This window comes from Sanguibacter hominis ATCC BAA-789, from assembly GCF_012396185.1.
Classification (GTDB): Bacteria; Actinomycetota; Actinomycetes; order Actinomycetales; family Cellulomonadaceae; genus Flavimobilis; species Flavimobilis hominis.
The window spans coordinates 53439-69600 of sequence record NZ_JAAXOW010000001.1 but is presented as its reverse complement, the minus strand read 5'-3'; the positions used below and the strand labels follow the sequence as shown (position 1 = coordinate 69600).

Annotated in this window: 12 protein-coding genes; 9 read left to right on the top strand and 3 right to left on the bottom strand. The window is 72.1% G+C overall.

The window, feature by feature from the left end; genetic code table 11:
• Positions 1–94: 94 nt before the first annotated feature.
• Genes HF995_RS00335 through HF995_RS00325 form a run of 3 tightly spaced genes read right to left on the bottom strand, consistent with a single transcriptional unit; the run spans position 95 to position 4688 of the window.
• Positions 95–2398 carry a transglutaminase TgpA family protein gene (locus HF995_RS00335; RefSeq protein WP_168445864.1) on the bottom strand — a complete coding sequence of 768 codons (2304 nt, stop codon included), beginning with the start codon at positions 2396–2398 and terminating at the stop codon, positions 95–97.
• On the bottom strand, positions 2395–3708 hold the full coding sequence (locus tag HF995_RS00330; RefSeq protein ID WP_168445863.1) for a DUF58 domain-containing protein: 1314 nt from the start codon (positions 3706–3708) through the stop codon (positions 2395–2397). The genes HF995_RS00335 and HF995_RS00330 overlap by 4 nt, the downstream gene beginning before the upstream one ends.
• On the bottom strand, positions 3705–4688 hold the full coding sequence (locus HF995_RS00325) for an AAA family ATPase (RefSeq protein ID WP_168445862.1): 984 nt from the start codon (positions 4686–4688) through the stop codon (positions 3705–3707). Before HF995_RS00325 ends, HF995_RS00330 begins: the two co-directional genes overlap by 4 nt.
• 364 nt (positions 4689–5052) lie before the next feature.
• On the opposite strand from HF995_RS00325, the gene mraZ reads away from it, so the two are divergent.
• From mraZ to HF995_RS00280, 9 genes are all read left to right on the top strand, one after another.
• Positions 5053–5520 (top strand): division/cell wall cluster transcriptional repressor MraZ, encoded by a 468-nt coding sequence (mraZ, locus tag HF995_RS00320; RefSeq protein ID WP_168445861.1) that lies wholly within the window; start codon positions 5053–5055, stop codon positions 5518–5520.
• 178 nt (positions 5521–5698) lie between these two features.
• On the top strand, positions 5699–6703 hold the full coding sequence (rsmH, locus tag HF995_RS00315; protein ID WP_168445860.1) for a 16S rRNA (cytosine(1402)-N(4))-methyltransferase RsmH: 1005 nt from the start codon (positions 5699–5701) through the stop codon (positions 6701–6703).
• Positions 6700–7122 (top strand): cell division protein FtsL, encoded by a 423-nt coding sequence (gene ftsL / locus HF995_RS00310; RefSeq protein ID WP_168445859.1) that lies wholly within the window; start codon positions 6700–6702, stop codon positions 7120–7122. Before rsmH ends, ftsL begins: the two co-directional genes overlap by 4 nt.
• 9 nt (positions 7123–7131) lie before the next feature.
• Positions 7132–9255, top strand: coding sequence for a peptidoglycan D,D-transpeptidase FtsI family protein (locus HF995_RS00305; protein WP_168445858.1), 2124 nt, complete (start codon positions 7132–7134; stop codon positions 9253–9255).
• 76 nt (positions 9256–9331) lie between these two features.
• A complete protein-coding gene (locus HF995_RS00300) occupies positions 9332–10918 on the top strand; it encodes a UDP-N-acetylmuramoyl-L-alanyl-D-glutamate--2,6-diaminopimelate ligase (RefSeq protein WP_168445857.1) in 1587 nt (528 codons plus the stop codon).
• The gene (locus tag HF995_RS00295) at positions 10915–12315 is read left to right on the top strand and encodes a UDP-N-acetylmuramoyl-tripeptide--D-alanyl-D-alanine ligase (RefSeq protein ID WP_168445856.1); all 1401 of its coding nucleotides are present in this window, start codon (positions 10915–10917) and stop codon (positions 12313–12315) included. Before HF995_RS00300 ends, HF995_RS00295 begins: the two co-directional genes overlap by 4 nt.
• Positions 12312–13397 carry a phospho-N-acetylmuramoyl-pentapeptide-transferase gene (gene mraY / locus HF995_RS00290; RefSeq protein WP_168445855.1) on the top strand — a complete coding sequence of 362 codons (1086 nt, stop codon included), beginning with the start codon at positions 12312–12314 and terminating at the stop codon, positions 13395–13397. Before HF995_RS00295 ends, mraY begins: the two co-directional genes overlap by 4 nt.
• Positions 13391–14863 (top strand): UDP-N-acetylmuramoyl-L-alanine--D-glutamate ligase, encoded by a 1473-nt coding sequence (gene murD / locus HF995_RS00285; RefSeq protein WP_168445854.1) that lies wholly within the window; start codon positions 13391–13393, stop codon positions 14861–14863. Before mraY ends, murD begins: the two co-directional genes overlap by 7 nt.
• A 16-nt stretch (positions 14864–14879) precedes the next feature.
• Positions 14880–16160 carry an FtsW/RodA/SpoVE family cell cycle protein gene (locus tag HF995_RS00280; RefSeq protein WP_168445853.1) on the top strand — a complete coding sequence of 427 codons (1281 nt, stop codon included), beginning with the start codon at positions 14880–14882 and terminating at the stop codon, positions 16158–16160.
• Positions 16161–16162 lie beyond the last annotated feature (2 nt).

Genomic DNA, 16162 nt, shown 5'->3' with positions numbered 1-16162 from the left:
AGGGCTGACGCCCGCTCGGCTAGGTCACACGTCGACGGCCGCGACCGTCCCTTCGCCCTCGACGAGACGCGGGACCTCGACGAGACCTGCGACCTCATCGAGGTTCGCCACGGTCGCTCGTACCCGCCTCGCGGGGCCGTTCCTCAGCCGTGCTGGCGTCGTCGCCCCCGTCCTCGGACCTGGCAACCTCCGCCAACCGCGTCGCGACCTCAGCAAGAGCCGCGCGAACCAGCCCGTCGAGCTCGTCCCTGTCAGTCGCGCGAGGTGCAGGCGCATACCTCGCGACCTCCACGCGACGCCCGACCTCGCCCACAGCGTCACCGTCAGGGGCGATCCGCGCGGCCGTGGACCGCACGGTCGCGGCAGGATCCACCTCGAGACCGCCCTTGCGAGCGGCGCGGACGATGGTGGACCACGCCTCCTCGACGTCGCGCGCGTGCACTCGAGACGCTCGTCGACGCAGCAGCATCGCGGTCACGCCCGCCGCTGCCACGAGCACGAGAACGAGCGATGCGACGAGAACACCGGGCCCGCTCGTGGAGGACGACGCCGTCGCCGTCGCCGTGGTGCGGGTCGGACCTGTCGTCGCGCTGCGCGTCGGGCGCTGCGACGTCGTGGTGGGGGTGGGCGTCTTCGTCGCCGTCGGGGTGGGCGTCGCCGTCGCCGTCGCGGCGTACCCGGGCAGTGCACCCGACTGCAACGCCGGTGTGGGCTCGAACCGCACCCAGCCGACGTCGTCGAAGTAGATCTCCGGCCACGCGTGCGCGTCGCGACCGCGGACGACCGCGACACCGTCCGACCCGACCGTGCCCGGCAGGTATCCGATGCTCATCCGCGCAGGGATGCCGAGCGTGCGCGCCATGATCGTCATCGCGGACGCGAACTGCACGCAGTACCCGGTGCCGTCCTGGAGGAAGTCCCACACGGCGTCGTCGGACGTCGGGGCCGGGACGCTGAGCGAGTAGTTGAAGTCCGGGCTCGTCCGCAGGAAGTCCTGGAGCGCGACGGCGGCGTCGTACCGGTTCTCCGCAGTGCCGACGACCGACCGGGCCAGCTGCGCCACGTCGGCGGAGTGCGAGGTCTCGGGCACCGTCCGGTCCGGGTCGACGAAAGGACCCGAGAGGGACTGGTCGAGAAGCTCGAGCGTGTTGCGGGACCGCAGGCGCGCCGGGTCGAGGTCGCGGGGCATGACGGTCATCTCGAGGGAGTCGCCGCTCGAGAGGCGGTTCGCCACGTCGACCGCGTCCCGTTCCGGGTCGTAGCTCATCTGGCGGTTCGACGTGATCATGCGAGGCTCGAGCGGGACCGGGACGGTCGACGACGCCAGACCTTCGAACTGCATCCGGAGCGCGAAGCTCGTCGCCGAGCTCCCCTCGGCGAGAGACGGCCACAGCAGGTCCCCGGCGCGCGCGGGCTCGCCGGCGCTGTCCGACGGCTGCCACTGCTGTCCGTCGAAGTCCACGAGCGACGTCGTGCGCAGCGGGCCGACCGGCGGAGCTCCCTCGGAGACCGTGTACGTGAGGACCTCGCGGGTCGACTGTTCCTGCAGGCTGCGGCGCAGGTCGAGGTCGTCGGTCAGGTTCGCGACGCCCGTCCTCAGGTCGGGAGCGGCGACGACGCCGCGCCAGGGGAGGGACGGCAGCACGAGCGACACGGCGAGCCCGACCGCGACGACCGCGGTGATCGTCAGGCCAGCACCGGCGACCGGTATCGCTGTCTCACGGGCAGTCCGGCGACCCGTCTGTGCCGTCGCGCCGGTGGGACGGTCGACGGCGAGGAGGACGAGCAGAAGCCCGGTCACCGTGATGACCGACCACGCGGGGACGTCGCCCACGATCATGAGGGCGGGGAGCCAGAGGAGCGACGTCGCGAGGCCGGCGAGCGCAGGGACGCGGACCGCGACGAACATGTCCATCAGGACGAGGACGAGGCACGCGCCAGCGGTGAAGAGCGCCACGATCGCCTCGAGCGGGGTGATCGGTGCGATCGTCGTGACCGCGATCTCCTCGATCGTGCGGGCGAGGCGCGCGAGACCGCGGAAGTTCTCGAGTGACACGGACAGGTCGAGGTCGCCGCTCGTCCCGCGCGGCGCGCTGCGGCCGAACCGCGCGGCCAGCAGCAGCACGGCCGTCACGAGACCGGCGAGGGACGGGGTCAGGCTCGCGAGCGTGCTCACGTCCGGTCCGGACCAGCGGCGCAGGGCGAGGCGCGCGGCGACGATGACCCCGGTGACGGCCGTGAGGATCGCGACGACAGTCCACCGCCACGCGCCAGGCAGGATGAGCCCGTCCAGACCGGCCACGCACGCGATGGTCATCGCGAGGACGACGGCCCCGGAAGCGACCACCTTGGCGGGGGTCGGGATGCCCGACGGCGTCGGTGCGCTCAGCCGTGTCATCGGGTCCCTCCGGTCAGCCGGTCCCAGGCAGCGGGGAGGTCCCCGCCCACGGGCAGGGGTGTGGCTCGCCAGCCGTGCTCGAGGAGCGTCGGCACGGCGTCCTGCGTCCTGTCGACCGGGACGACGATGGCGTAGCGGCGTGATGCTGTCCCGCCGACGACGGCGAGAGGCGACGTCTCGTCGCGGCTCGTCGAGGCGGTCACCGCGATGACGATCTCGCCGAGCTGGCTGTCGCCGACGAGGCCAGACAGCACGTCGTCGCGGGTCCCGGCGATGGTGGCTCCTGGCTCGCGGCGCCCTGCGTCGACGGTCAGGTCGAGGAGCACCGCGTGTCCTTGCGCGTCGCGCGATCGCACCCAGCGTGCGCCGGCCTGCCCGTCGCCTCCGCGCAGGCCCGCCTGGGCGGTGCCGCCGTCGGACAGGACGAGGCGCACGGGGTGGCCGGAGTCGAGGAGGCTGACGGCGACCGAGGCCGCGACCGACACGGTCCACTCGAGAGCGACGTGCCTCTGCGAGCCGGGCTCACCGCTCCCGTTGAGGGAGGCGACGTCGAGGATCACGCACACGGGGGCCTGGCTGGCGCCCTCGCTCGTGCGGACCATGAGCTCGCCGTGGCGCGCAGCGCTCGCCCAGTGCACCCGGCGCAGGTCGTCGCCGGCCTGGTAGGTGCGCAGCGACGTGTCCTCGTCGCTCGGGTCGTTCGCGCCGGCCCGCATCGGGGTGAGGCCCGAGCGGGCCCCTGTGTCGCTGATCGTCCCGGTCAGCAGGGACGGCCAGACCGTGAGCGGTACGGCCGCGCCGACCTGCTCGGTCGCGGTCGCGAGCCCGAGCACGTCGTAGCGGCGCGTCGCGAGCGGCCCGACGGGCCAGCGACCGCGCTGCCTGGGACGCAGGGTGTAGTGCAGCGAGGTGCCGCGCGGCGTCGGACGGACGGCGGCGCGCAGGACGGCGTGGCCGCGCAACGCTTCGGGCACGGCCTCGCCGAGGTTGAGCGCGCGCGAGGCGGCGACGGACCACGGGGTCGGGCGCGAGGGTCCCACCTCGGTGGTCACGGAGACGTCCTGACCTGCGTGCGCGGGCGTCGGCTGGAGGGAGCGGCGCACACGCAGCCGCGGGCCGAGCGGGCGTGCGCGCAGGGCGAGCCAGGACACGAGGGGAGCGGCGAGGACGATGCACCCGGCGAGGGCGACCGCTGACAGGTCGACGAGGTGACCGCCGACGGCGAGCGCGGTGCCTGCTCCGGCGAGGCCCACCCCGCGGCCGGTGAGCCGGACGCGGGCCGGCGTCGGGCCTGCGGGGCGCAGCGTCACGAGACGTGGTGCGGGCTCGGGACCGGGACGGAGGCGAGCACGTCGTCGACGACGGAGGCGGTGGTCTGCCCGCCTGCGCGGGCTTGAGGGCTGAGGATCAGCCGGTGGCACAGCACGGGGTGCGCGAGCATCTGCACGTCGTCGGGGATCACGTACTCGCGTCCGGACAGCGCGGCGACGGCCTTCGCGGCGCGCAGGAGCTGCACCGAGGCGCGGGGTGATGCGCCGAGCCGGAGCGCCGGCGTCGCGCGCGTCGCGGCGACGAGGTCGAGGATGTAGCGCTTGACGGCGGTCGCGGCGTGGATGCGGTGCACGGTCTGGACGAACCGCTCGATGGTCGCGGAGTCCGTGACCTTCTGGACGGCGTCGAGGGGGTCGCGTCCCTCGCGTCGCTCGAGCATCTCGAGCTCGGCGTCGGGGGAGGGGTAGCCGACGCTCAGGCATGCCATGAAACGGTCGCGCTGCGCTTCGGGTAGCGGGTAGGTGCCCTCCATCTCGACCGGGTTCTGGGTCGCGACGACGAGGAAGGGGCGGGGGAGCGAGTAGGTGCGGCCGTCGACGGTGACCTGGCCTTCCTCCATGCACTGCAGGAGCGCGGACTGCGTCTTCGGCGAGGCGCGGTTGATCTCGTCGCCGATGACGATGCTCGCGAAGATCGGACCGGGCCGGAACTCGAACTCGTGCTGCTGGGCGCGATAGATGCTCACGCCGGTGAGGTCGCTCGGCAGCAGGTCCGGGGTGAACTGGATGCGTCCGACGCGGCCGTCGATCGCACGTGCGAGCGCCTTGGCGAGGGTCGTCTTGCCGACGCCGGGAACGTCCTCGAGGAGGATGTGACCCTCGGCGAGCATGACGGCGATCGTGGTGAGCACGACCTCGGGCTTTCCGGAGAGCACGCCGGAGAGCTGCTCCCGGACCTGGTCGCACGTGGTGGTGATCTCCCAGAGCTCCTGGCTGCTCGGAACTTGCGTCGTCGTCACGGTTCCTCCTCGTCGGCTGGGTGAAGCCTAGAGGAACGGACCGGCGTGAGGCATTCGTCCGGGTCCCGCGTCGCTCCGGACGTCCCCCCACTTCCCTCCACCGGCGGTGCCCGGTGGACCCCCACTGTGCTCCACGGGCCCTCATCAGGGCGTGCTGGGGCGCCTCGTGGGGCCTTTCGGTGGTCTCCTCGGCTGGCCTGCGGAGCGTCAGGCTGACTGGATGCAGATTTCCCTCCACTTCCCTCCACTGCTGTGACCTGCGAATTTGTTCAGGACACGGTTCAAGAAGGGCTATCTCGTCGTTGACGGTGGAGGATTGTGGAGTACTGTGGGGCCATCGGGAGATGAGGGGAGGTGCATCCACATGGGCGCTGAGTCGTTCACGGGCGCGCCGAGCCTCCTCCTGGGCACCTACAACCCTCGGCTCGACGACAAGGGGCGGCTCATCCTCCCGGCCAAGTTCCGGTCGCAGCTCGCCTCCGGTCTCGTCATGACCCGCGGTCAGGAGCACTGCCTCTACCTGCTCCCCATGGACGAGTTCCGCCGGATGTACGAGCAGATCCGCCTCGCGCCGATCACGAGCAAGCAGTCGCGTGACTACCTCCGCGTGTTCCTCTCGGGAGCGAGCGACGAGATCCCCGACAAGCAGGGCCGGATCTCCATCCCCGCACCGCTGCGCGAGTACGCGAGCCTCGACCGTGACGTCGCCGTCATCGGCATGGGTACGCGCGTCGAGATCTGGGACTCGGCCGCCTGGGACGAGTACCTCGCCGGCCAGGAGTCCGGATACGCCGACACCGCCGAGGAGGTGCTGCCGCCCTTCCCGTTCTAGGAGCCACGCACCCGCACGCCTCGGCCTCCTCCCGCCCCATCTGGCACACCTTCCCCGGTGCCAGCGGGGTCGCGGTGGGAGACCTGGTCGGGCGGTTGATCGACCACCACCCGACCTGCCACGTCCACCCCGTACTCCCGCCCTTGCCGGGCCGCGACCAGACACGAGAGGAGAGCCCATGGCGAACGACCCGCGCCCCACGTCGGACCGTCACGTCCCCGTGCTCCTCCAGCGCTGCGTCGACCTCCTGGCGCCAGCGCTCGCGGCCCCAGGGTCCGTCCTCGTCGACTGCACGCTCGGCATGGGCGGCCACACGGAGGCAGTCCTCGAGCAGCTCCCCGAGGCGCGGGTCATCGGCATCGACCGTGACACCCAGGCGCTCGAGCTCGCGTCTCGGCGCCTCGAGCGCTTCGGCGACCGGTTCACGCCCGTGCACGCCGTCTACGACGAGATCGCCGACGTCGTCGCCGACCAGGGGCTGCGCGAGGTCCAGGGGGTCCTCATGGACCTCGGCGTCTCGTCTCTCCAGCTCGACGAGGCGGACCGCGGCTTCGCGTACGCGCAGGACGCCCCGCTCGACATGCGCATGGACGCGACGACCGGACCCACCGCCGCCGACGTGCTCAACACGTACGACGAGCGAGACCTCACCCGCATCCTCCGCGAGTACGGCGAGGAGCGTTTTGCGGGCAAGATCGCACGCTCGATCGTCCGACGCCGCGAGGAGCGCCCCTGGACGCGCAGCGCCGAGCTCGTCGACCTCGTGCGCGCCTGCATCCCGGCCGCGTCCCGCAAGACCGGGGGCAACCCCGCCAAGCGCACCTTCCAGGCGCTGCGGATCGAGGTGAACGGCGAGCTCGAGGTCCTCTCGCGTGCCGTGCCCGCCGCCGTCGAGGTCCTCGCGGTCGACGGCCGCATCGTCGTCGAGTCCTACCACTCGCTCGAGGACCGCATCGTGAAGCGGACCCTCGCCCGCGGGGCGACGTCGAGCGCGCCCCCCGGGCTCCCGGTCGAGCCCGAGACCCACAAGCCCTACCTGGAGCTGCTCACACGCGGCGCCGAGGAGGCGCGTGGTGAGGAGCTCGAGACCAACCCGCGATCAGCCTCCGTCCGGCTGCGCGCCGCGCGCCGGACCCGTCCGACCCCTGACCACCTTCTCGACCGTACGGCGGTGCACCCATGAGCTCGAGCGCAGCGCCCGCACGCGTGCCTTCCTTCGCACCCTCGGTACGGCGGGCCACCGCTCCAGCCCCGGCGCAGTCCGCCCCCGACATCCACCTCGTCGCTGCTCCTGCACGACCCCGCAGCCGGGTGCCGTTCGTCCTGCTCTGCATGGCGGTGCTCGTCGCCTCGCTCGTCGCCGTGCTCCTGCTGAACACGGCGATGGCGCACGGTGCGTACGAGGAGCGCGACCTGCAGTCGGCGATCGCCCGGCTCGCCGAGCAGGAGCAGGCTCTCCTCGCTGACCTCGACGCGAAGTCGGCGCCCGGCGCCCTCGCCGCGCGTGCCCGCGAGCTGGGCATGGTCCAGGACTCGACGCCCGCGTTCATCGATCTCGCGGCCGGGAAGATCATCGGGGCGCCAGCCCCGGCGAAGAACTAGGACGTGGGGATGGACGAGCAGAGGTCGGGTGCCGCGCAGCCGCGTCGCGTGCCGCCACGGGCTGGCGAGCAGCCGCGTCGCACTCCCGTCGCTGCACGTCGCGGCGAGGCCAGCCCTCGCACCCAGCCTGTCGCCCGCAACCAGGGGGCCTCGCGGACGCATGCCGCGCCCCGTTCCGCGACCGACGGGCGCGGTCAGCGCGCGACCGCTCGCGCGCCGCGCTCCGCCGCCCCGCAGGCCCGCCGCCCGCAGGAGCGCGCCGGCGCGCCCGCACGTGTCCGCGTCCCGGCGGGCGCCCGGGCCGGGCAGCAGACTCCTGGAAAGGGTGCCGCTGCGGGCCGACGGCCTGCACCTCCCACGCCCCGCGGCCCGCTGTTCCCGCGTGCGCGCGTCGGCGACCCTCGCCGTCGGCAGCGCTGGTTCATGGCGTGCGTGCTCGCCGTCCTCGTCGGCTTCACGGGCCGGCTCGTGTCGATCCAGATCATCCAGGGCCCCGAGCTGGCTGCCGCCGCCCTCGAGCAGCGGCTCGTCAGCGGCACGATCCCGGCCGGCCGCGGCGACATCTTCGACGCGGAGGGCAACGTCCTCGCGACGTCGGGGGAGCGCTACCACATCAAGGCCGACCTGACTCTCGTGCCGACGTGGAAGCATGTCGTCGACCGGGAGATCGTGGGCACGGGCATCGAGGCGGCGGCGGAGGTGCTCGCACCGCTCCTCGGCGTGCAGCCCGCCGAGCTCGCCGCGACGCTCGTCGGCACAGCCCGCGGCAAGTACATCGCCAAGAACGTCCTCCCGGACACCTGGCAGGCCATCAAGGCCTTCAACATCACCGGGATCGCTGCCGAGCGCACCTCGGTCCGGGAGTACCCCAACGGCACGACGGCGGGCAACATCATCGGCTTCGTCAACTCCGAGGGCATCGGTTCGGCAGGTGTCGAGCAGACGTTCGACGAGGCGCTGCGCGGCACGCCCGGCTCCTACGAGGTCGAGACCGGCCTGCGCGGTCACCAGATCCCGACCGGTGAGCAGGAGCGCACCGAGGCACAGCCCGGCCAGGACGTCCGGCTCACGCTGAGCGGCGACCTGCAGTGGAAGGCGCAGGACGCGATCCAGGACGCCAAGCGCAAGACCGGGGCGACCTACGGCTTTGCGATCGTGCAGGACGTCAAGACCGGCGCGGTGCTGGCCCTCGGTGAGACCGACACGGTGAACCCGGGCGACCTGAGCTCGTCGGACCCGTCCACGTGGGGGTCGCGCGCCGTGTCCAACGTCTTCGAACCGGGATCGACCGCGAAGGTCATCACGATGGCTGCCGCGCTCGAGACCGGGGTCGTGACGCCCACGAGCAAGTTCGAGGTCCCTGACGCGTACGTGACCTCGAACAACCAGACGATCCGTGACTCGCACGAGCACCCGGTCCAGAAGATGACGGTCGCGGGGATCTTCGCGGAGTCCTCCAACACGGGCACGGTCCAGATCGGCGAGAAGCTGCCGAAGCAGGTGCGATACGACTTCCTGTCGAAGTTCGGGTTCGGTCAGCGCACCGGCGTGGGCCTGCCTGGTGAGTCGCCCGGGATCCTGCACCCCGTCGACAAGTGGGACGGCCGCACCCAGTGGAACGTCCTGTTCGGCCAGGGTGTGTCCGTCAACGCGATCCAGGCGAACGAGGTGTTCGCGACGATCGCGAACGGTGGGCTCCGCTCACAGCCGCACATCGTGAAGGAGTACGTCGGCCCTGACGGGACGGTGACCCCGTTCGAGGTCGGCGAACCGGTGCGCGTCGTCTCGGAGAAGACGGCCGACACGGTCCTCGCGATGATGGAGAGCGTCGTCTCCGAAGGTACGGGCTCGCTCGCGGCGATCCCCGGCTATCGCGTCGCGGGCAAGACGGGAACTGCGCAGGCTGCCAACCCGCACACCGGGAAGCTCGACCACTTCGTCGCGTCGTTCAACGGTGTCGCGCCGGCTGACGACCCGCGCGTCGCGGTCTCCGTCGTCCTCTACTACCCGGAGCTCCAGTACGGCGGCGTGGTCGCCGCGCCCGTCTTCTCGGACGTGACGGCGTTCGCGCTCCAGCACCTCGGCGTCGAGCCCAACGACTCGAAGCCGAAGACGTTCCCGCTCGAGTGGTGACCCTGCACACTCCTCACACGTGGCGTCGCGGCCCGTCCGAGGGCCGGGACGCCACGCACCAGATAGGTTCTGCTCCGTGAGCTCTCCGCGCATCCTCCCGCCTGCCCGTCGACAGGTCCTGGTGGCCGACCTGGCCGCGCACGTCGGCGCCAGGCTCGACGGAGATCCCTCGGCGAACGTCGCGTCTGTCGTCCTCGACAACCGTCGGACCGTCCCGGGGGACCTCTTCGCCGCGGTCCCCGGTGCGCGCGTGCACGGCGCGGCGTTCGCGGACGACGCGGTGCGCCGGGGTGCGACGGCCGTGCTCACGGACGCGGCCGGGGCTCAGATCGTCCGGGACGCGGGGTGCGCGGTCCCGGTCCTCGTCGTCGAGGACGTCAGGGCGGCGCTCGGCGCGTCCGCGGCGCACGTGCACGGCGAGCCCGCGGAGGTGATGACGACGTTCGGCGTGACCGGCACCAACGGCAAGACGACGACGACGTTCCTCCTGGACCACGCGCTGCGTGCGCTCGGCCGCCGCACGGGGCTCGTCGGGACCGTCGAGACGCGCTTCGGGGAGACCGTCGTCCCGAGCACGCTGACGACCCCTGAGGCCCCCGAGCTGCAGGGCTGGCTCGCGGCGATGGTCGCGGACGACGTCGACACGCTCGCGATGGAGGTGTCGTCGCACTCGATCGCGATGCATCGCGTCGACGGGATCGTCTTCGACGTCGTCGGCTTCACGAACCTCAGCCAGGACCATCTCGACTTCCACGGCACGTTCGAGGAGTACTTCGCGACGAAGGCCGAGCTGTTCGGGCCTCAGCGGGCGCGTCGCGCGGTCGTCGTCGTGGACGACGAGTGGGGTGCGCGCATGGCGCGCGAGGCCCGGGTGCCCGTGACGACCGTCGCGACGGCCGGTGCGGACGCCGACTGGACCGTGCGCGACGCCGAGACCGAGGCTGGTGGGACGCGTCTGACGCTCGTGCACCGCGACGGTCGTCGCGTCCCCACGCGCGTCGCGCTCCCGGGCGGGTTCAACGTCGCGAACGCGGCCCTCGCGTGCGTCATGCTGCTCGAGTCCGGGGTCGACGCGGACGAGCTCGTCGCGGCCCTCGGACCGGAAGGGTTCGACGCGCGCGTCCCCGGACGCATGGAGGTGCTCTCGGACGCGCCGCGCGTCGTCGTCGACTTCGCGCACAACGCCGACGCGCTCGAGCTCGCGCTCCGTTCGCTGCGCACGACGACACCGGGACGCCTCGTCGTCGTGTTCGGCGCGACGGGGGAGCGCGACCGCGGCAAGCGCCCGCACATGGGCGCAGTGGCCGCTCGCTGGGCGGACGTCGTCGTCGTCACGGACGACGACCCGCACGGAGAGCCGCCGGCCCCGATCCGCGCCGAGGTGCTCGCGGGCGCGCGGGCCGCGACCGGACGTGAAGGTCCCGGACCTGAGATACTCGAGGTCGCGCCCCGCGCGGAAGCGATCCGCCAGACGGTCCTCGAGGCCGGTGACTCGGACACGGTCCTGCTCGCGGGGCGCGGGCACGAGACGGTTCAGGAGGTCGACGGTGTCGACCTCCCATTGGATGATCGGGTGGAGGCGCGGGCCGCGCTGGCCGCCCGCACCGCAGGTCGCGAGCGCACGCCGGCCACGCCGCACGACGAAGGAGATACGCACGCATGATCGCTCTCAAGGCCGACGAGATCGCCCGCCTGACCGGCGGCAGGCTCGTCGGTGACGGCGACGCAGTCGTCACGGGACCGGTCGTCGTGGACTCGAGGCTCGTCGAGCCGGGCGGGATGTTCGTCGCGTTCGCGGGCGAGCACGTCGACGGGCACGACTACGTGGCGCGGGCGACCGAGGCGGGTGCGGCCGTCGTGCTCGCGGCGCGCGAGGTGGACGCTCCGTCGGTCGTCGTGGTCGACGACGTGCAGGCGGCGCTCGGGCAGGTCGCTCGCGACGTCCTCGCGCGCGTGCGCTCGCGCGGAGAGCTCAAGGTCGTCGCGGTGACGGGCTCCGTCGGCAAGACGACGACGAAGGACCTCGTCGGGCAGGTCGTGTCCCCGTCGGGGGAGACGGTCGTGCCGCGCGGCTCCTTCAACAACGAGATCGGGCTGCCGCTCACGGTCCTCCAGGTCACCGAGAGCACCCGGTTCCTCGTCCTCGAGATGGGCGCCGACCACGAGGGCAACATCACGTACCTCACGGGCATCGCCCCGCCCGACGTCGCTGTCGTCCTCGCGGTCGGTACGGCGCACCTCGGCGAGTTCGGCGGCGTGGAGGCGATCGCCCGCGCGAAGAGCGAGCTCGTCACGGGCGCGGCCGAGGGCGGCGTCGCCGTCCTCAACGCGGACGACCACCGCGTCGCCGCGATGGCGCCGCTCGCTGCGGGCGACGTCGTGACGTTCGGGACGGTCTCGGGTGCGCAGGTCGCAGCCGACGACGTCCGGATCGACCGCGCAGGCCGCGTGTCGTTCGAGCTGCGCGCGGCCGGGGCGAGCGCGCCCGTGAGCCTGCAGCTCGTCGGCGAGCACCACCTGTCCAACTCGCTGGCGTGCGCTGCGGTCGGCCTCCAGCTCGGGCTCGACGTGGCGACCGTCGCCGAGCGCCTCAGCGGGGCGACGGCGCTCAGCCCGCACCGGATGCACGTCGTCGACCGCCCTGACGGCGTCACCGTGATCGACGACTCCTACAACGCGAACCCCGACTCGATGCGGGCGGCGCTCAAGGCGCTCGCCGTCGTCGCAGGACGTGAGCGGCGCTCGGTCGCCGTGCTCGGCGAGATGCTCGAGCTCGGCGAGGAGAGCCGGGAACGTCACGACGAGGTCGGTCGGCTCGCTGTGCGGCTCAACATCAACCTGACGATCGTCGTCGGGCCGGGCGCCTGGGCCATCTTCGACGGCGCTCAGATGGAGGGGTCGTGGGGCGACGAGGTTGTCCAGGTCGACGACCTCGAAGCCGCGGAGAAGCTCCTCGCCGAGTATCTCGAGGAGGGTGACGTCGTCCTCGTCAAGGCGTCGAACGGCACGGGCCTGTGGCGCCTCGCCGACCGGCTCGTGGGCGCAGGGGCCGCCGCATGATCGCCATCCTCGTCGCGGGCGGCACGGCTCTCGTGCTGTCGCTGCTCCTCACGCCGCTGTTCATCCGGTACCTCGTGCACAAGCAGTACGGGCAGTTCATCCGTCAGGACGGCCCGACGGCGCACTTCACGAAGCGTGGCACGCCCACGATGGGCGGCGTCGTCATCATCGGGTCCGTCCTCGTCGGTGTCGCGGCGTCCGCGATCGTCGCGGGCAGGTTGCCGAGCATCTCGACCTTCCTCGCGCTGTTCCTCATGACGGGCCTCGGCCTCGTGGGGTTCCTCGACGACTTCATCAAGATCTCGCGTCAGCGCAGCCTCGGGCTCTCGGCGCGCGGCAAGATCATCGGCCAGGGTTTCGTCGGGATCACGTTCGCGGTCCTCGCGCTGAACTTCCCCGACGCGAGCTTCCGCACGCCGGCGTCGACCAAGATCTCGTTCGTGCGGGACTCGGGCATCGACCTGGCGTTCGCGGGGGCGACGATCGGCCTGATCCTGTTCGTGCTGTGGGCGAACTTCCTCATCACGGCGTGGTCGAACGCGGTCAACCTCACCGACGGCCTCGACGGCCTCGCGACCGGCGTGTCGCTCATGGTGTTCGGCGCCTACACGTTCGTCGGCATCTGGCAGTGGAACCAGCGCTGCGCGGTGCTGACGTCCGCGGGCCCGAGCTGCTACGAGGTGCGGGACCCGTGGGACCTCGCTGTCGTCGCGGCCGCGATCACAGGCGCGCTGTTCGGATTCCTGTGGTGGAACGCGTCGCCTGCGAAGATCTTCATGGGCGACACCGGCTCCCTGGCCCTCGGTGGTGCGCTCGCCGGCCTGTCGATCCTCACCCGGACCGAGATCCTCGCGGCGATCATCGGCGGCCTGTTCGTCGTGATCGTCATGTCCGACGTCATCCAGATCGGTGGCTTCAAGCTCACGGGCAAGCGCGTCTTCAAGATGGCGCCGCTGCACCACCACTTCGAGCTGTCGGGCTGGGGCGAGGTGACGATCGTCATCCGCTTCTGGATCATCGCCGGCCTCTTCGCCGCGCTCGGGATCGGCCTGTTCTACACCGAGTGGGTCGCCGGATGGTGACGTCGGGTCACCCTGGCGCACCGCTCGGACCGGACCTCGCTGCGGCGCGCGTGCTCGTCGCAGGTCTGGGTGTGACGGGGCGTGCCGTCGTCGCGGCGCTCGTGAACCGCGCGGCAGCGGTCACGACGCTCGACGCGAACGCGCCCGGTGCCGACCTCCAGGACAGCGCGGACGTCGACCTCACGTCGGTCGACCTCGTCGTCGCGTCGCCCGGCTGGGCGCCGACGCACCCCCTCCTCGTCGCGTCCGCCGAGGCGGGGATCCCGGTGTGGAGCGAGGTCGAGCTCGCCTGGCGGCTGCGGGTGGACCGCGCCGCGGGCGGCGGGCCCGCACCGTGGCTCGCTGTCACCGGGACCAACGGCAAGACGACGACGGTCGGCATGCTCACGTCGATGCTCGCCGCTGCGGGCCTCGAGGTCGCGGAGGTCGGGAACGTCGGCCGTCCGGTCGTCGAGGCTGCCGTGGACCCGTCGGTCGACGTGCTCGCCGTCGAGCTCTCGAGCTTCCAGCTGCACTTCACGCACACCATGGCGGTCGAGGCGGGGGCGGTCCTCAACGTCGCGACGGACCACGTCGACTGGCACGGCTCCGCCGAGGCGTACGCCGCGGACAAGGGCCGCATCTTCGAGCGGGCCCAGGTCGCGTGCGTCTACAACGTCGCGGACGAGACGACGCGCCGTCTCGTCGAGGACGCCGACGTCGCCGACGGCGCCCGCGCGGTCGGCTTCACGCTCGGCTCGCCGGGACGTGCCGAGATCGGCCTGATCGAGGACATCGCCGTCGATCGTGCGTTCCACACGCACGCGAGCGACCCGGGGCGGCACAGCAGCGCCGAGGAGCTCTTCACCCTCGCGGACCTCGGGCACCTCGCAGGTCCTGACGGCCGGGTGGCGCCGCACGTCGTCGCGAACGTCCTCGCGGCTGCTGCGCTCGCCCGCGCCCACGGCCTGTCCGCGGACGACGTGCGGCGCGGCGCCCGCGCGTTCCGGCCCGGGCAGCACCGCATCGAGACGGTCGCGACAGTGTCCGTCCCCGGTGGGAGCGTGAGCTTCGTCGACGACTCGAAGGCGACGAACGCGCACGCGGCGTCCGCGTCGCTCGCGGCCTTCGCCCCGGGGTCGGTCGTCTGGGTCGCGGGAGGCCTCGCGAAGGGCGCCACGTTCGACGACCTCGTGATCGAGCGTCGTGACCGGCTCCGCGCCGTGGTCCTCATCGGAGTCGACGCGGGCCCGCTCGCGGAAGCCATCGACCGACACGCGCCCGATCTCCCGGTCGTGCGTGTCGATCCTGGCGAGACTGGGACCGTGATGGCGCGCGCCGTCGCCGCGGCCGCCGGCCTGGCGAAGCCGGGCGACACGGTCCTGCTGGCGCCGGCGAGCGCCTCCATGGATCAGTTCCGCTCGTACGCGGAGCGCGGCGAGAAGTTCGCTGCGGCCGCGCGCGAGCACAGCCATGACGGTGAGTGAGGAGGTGACGACGCGGATGGCGACCGACCGCGCTGGCTCCTCGACCGACGACGGCAACCCGGCCGGGCAGGCGCGTGCGCCCCGCCGGCGCCTTCTCGGGTTCTTGGACAGCCCCGTCGCGAGCTACTACCTCCTCGTCGGTCTCACGTCCCTGCTCGTGCTGATCGGCCTCGGGATGGTCCTCTCGGCGTCGTCCGTCAAGTCCCTCCAGCGTGGCGACTCGGCGTACGAGATCTTCCTGGGGCAGGCGCAGTACGCGGTGTTCGGGACGATCGCCCTCGTCGCGGCGAGCCTCATGCGGCCTGCCTTCTACAAGCGGGTCTCGTGGCCCTTCCTGTTCGCCGCGATCGGGATGCAGCTGCTGATCTTCACCCCGCTCGCCCGGTCGAAGGGCGGGAACACGGGCTGGATCTACCTCGGCGGTTTCACCGTGCAGCCCGCCGAGATCGCGAAGCTGGCGCTCGCGATCTGGCTCGGTACCGTGCTCGCGCGCAAGGCGCGGCTGCTCCACCAGTGGGGTCATGTGCTCATGCCGGCGGTGCCGGTCGTCGGCATCGTCGTCGGGCTGGTCCTCGCCGGGCACGACCTCGGTACGGCGATCATCCTGCTCATGGTCGTGGCCGGCGCCCTCTGGATCGCGGGGGTCCCGGGGCGCATGTTCCTCGCGGGCGGCGCGGTCATGGCGGTCGCCGTCTGGGCGCTCGTGGCGTTCCAGGGCAACAGCAACCGGCTCGGGCGCATCGACTCGTGGCTCAACGCGTCGTGCAACCCGGACGTGGCGACGTGCTACCAGTTCATCCACGGCAAGTGGGCGCTCGCATCGGGCGGCCTGTCCGGTGTGGGCCTCGGGGCGGGCAGCGAGAAGTGGCTGTACCTGCCTGAGGCGCACAACGACTTCATCTTCGCCGTGATCGGCGAGGAGCTGGGTCTGCAGGGCACGGTGCTCATGCTCGTGCTGTTCGGTGCGCTCGGCTATGCGATGTCGCGTGTCGTGGTGCGGCACCCGGACCCGGCCGTCAAGGTGACGACGGGCGCGATCTGCTGCTGGATCGTCGGGCAGGCGCTCGTCAACATCGGCGTCGTGATCGGTGCGCTGCCGGTCATCGGCGTTCCCCTCCCGCTCGTGTCGGCGGGCGGCTCCGCGCTCATCATGACGATGGCGGCACTCGGGGTCGTGATCAGCTTTGCCCGGGACGAGCCGGGGGCGCGCGAGGCGCTCGCTGCTCGGTCCGGGACCGTACGACGGTCGCTCGCGGTCGTCGGCGGGTCGGTTCGTCGTCGTCGGAAGGACGCGTGAGA

Coding starts and splice junctions, on each gene's coding strand:
- HF995_RS00335 (WP_168445864.1), bottom strand. CDS start 2,398: ATGACACGGCTGAGCGCACCGACGCCGTCGGGCATCCCGACCCCCGCC.
- mraZ (WP_168445861.1), top strand. CDS start 5,053: ATGGGCGCTGAGTCGTTCACGGGCGCGCCGAGCCTCCTCCTGGGCACC.
- rsmH (WP_168445860.1), top strand. CDS start 5,699: ATGGCGAACGACCCGCGCCCCACGTCGGACCGTCACGTCCCCGTGCTC.
- ftsL (WP_168445859.1), top strand. CDS start 6,700: ATGAGCTCGAGCGCAGCGCCCGCACGCGTGCCTTCCTTCGCACCCTCG.
- HF995_RS00305 (WP_168445858.1), top strand. CDS start 7,132: ATGGACGAGCAGAGGTCGGGTGCCGCGCAGCCGCGTCGCGTGCCGCCA.
- HF995_RS00295 (WP_168445856.1), top strand. CDS start 10,915: ATGATCGCTCTCAAGGCCGACGAGATCGCCCGCCTGACCGGCGGCAGG.
- mraY (WP_168445855.1), top strand. CDS start 12,312: ATGATCGCCATCCTCGTCGCGGGCGGCACGGCTCTCGTGCTGTCGCTG.
- murD (WP_168445854.1), top strand. CDS start 13,391: ATGGTGACGTCGGGTCACCCTGGCGCACCGCTCGGACCGGACCTCGCT.
- HF995_RS00280 (WP_168445853.1), top strand. CDS start 14,880: ATGGCGACCGACCGCGCTGGCTCCTCGACCGACGACGGCAACCCGGCC.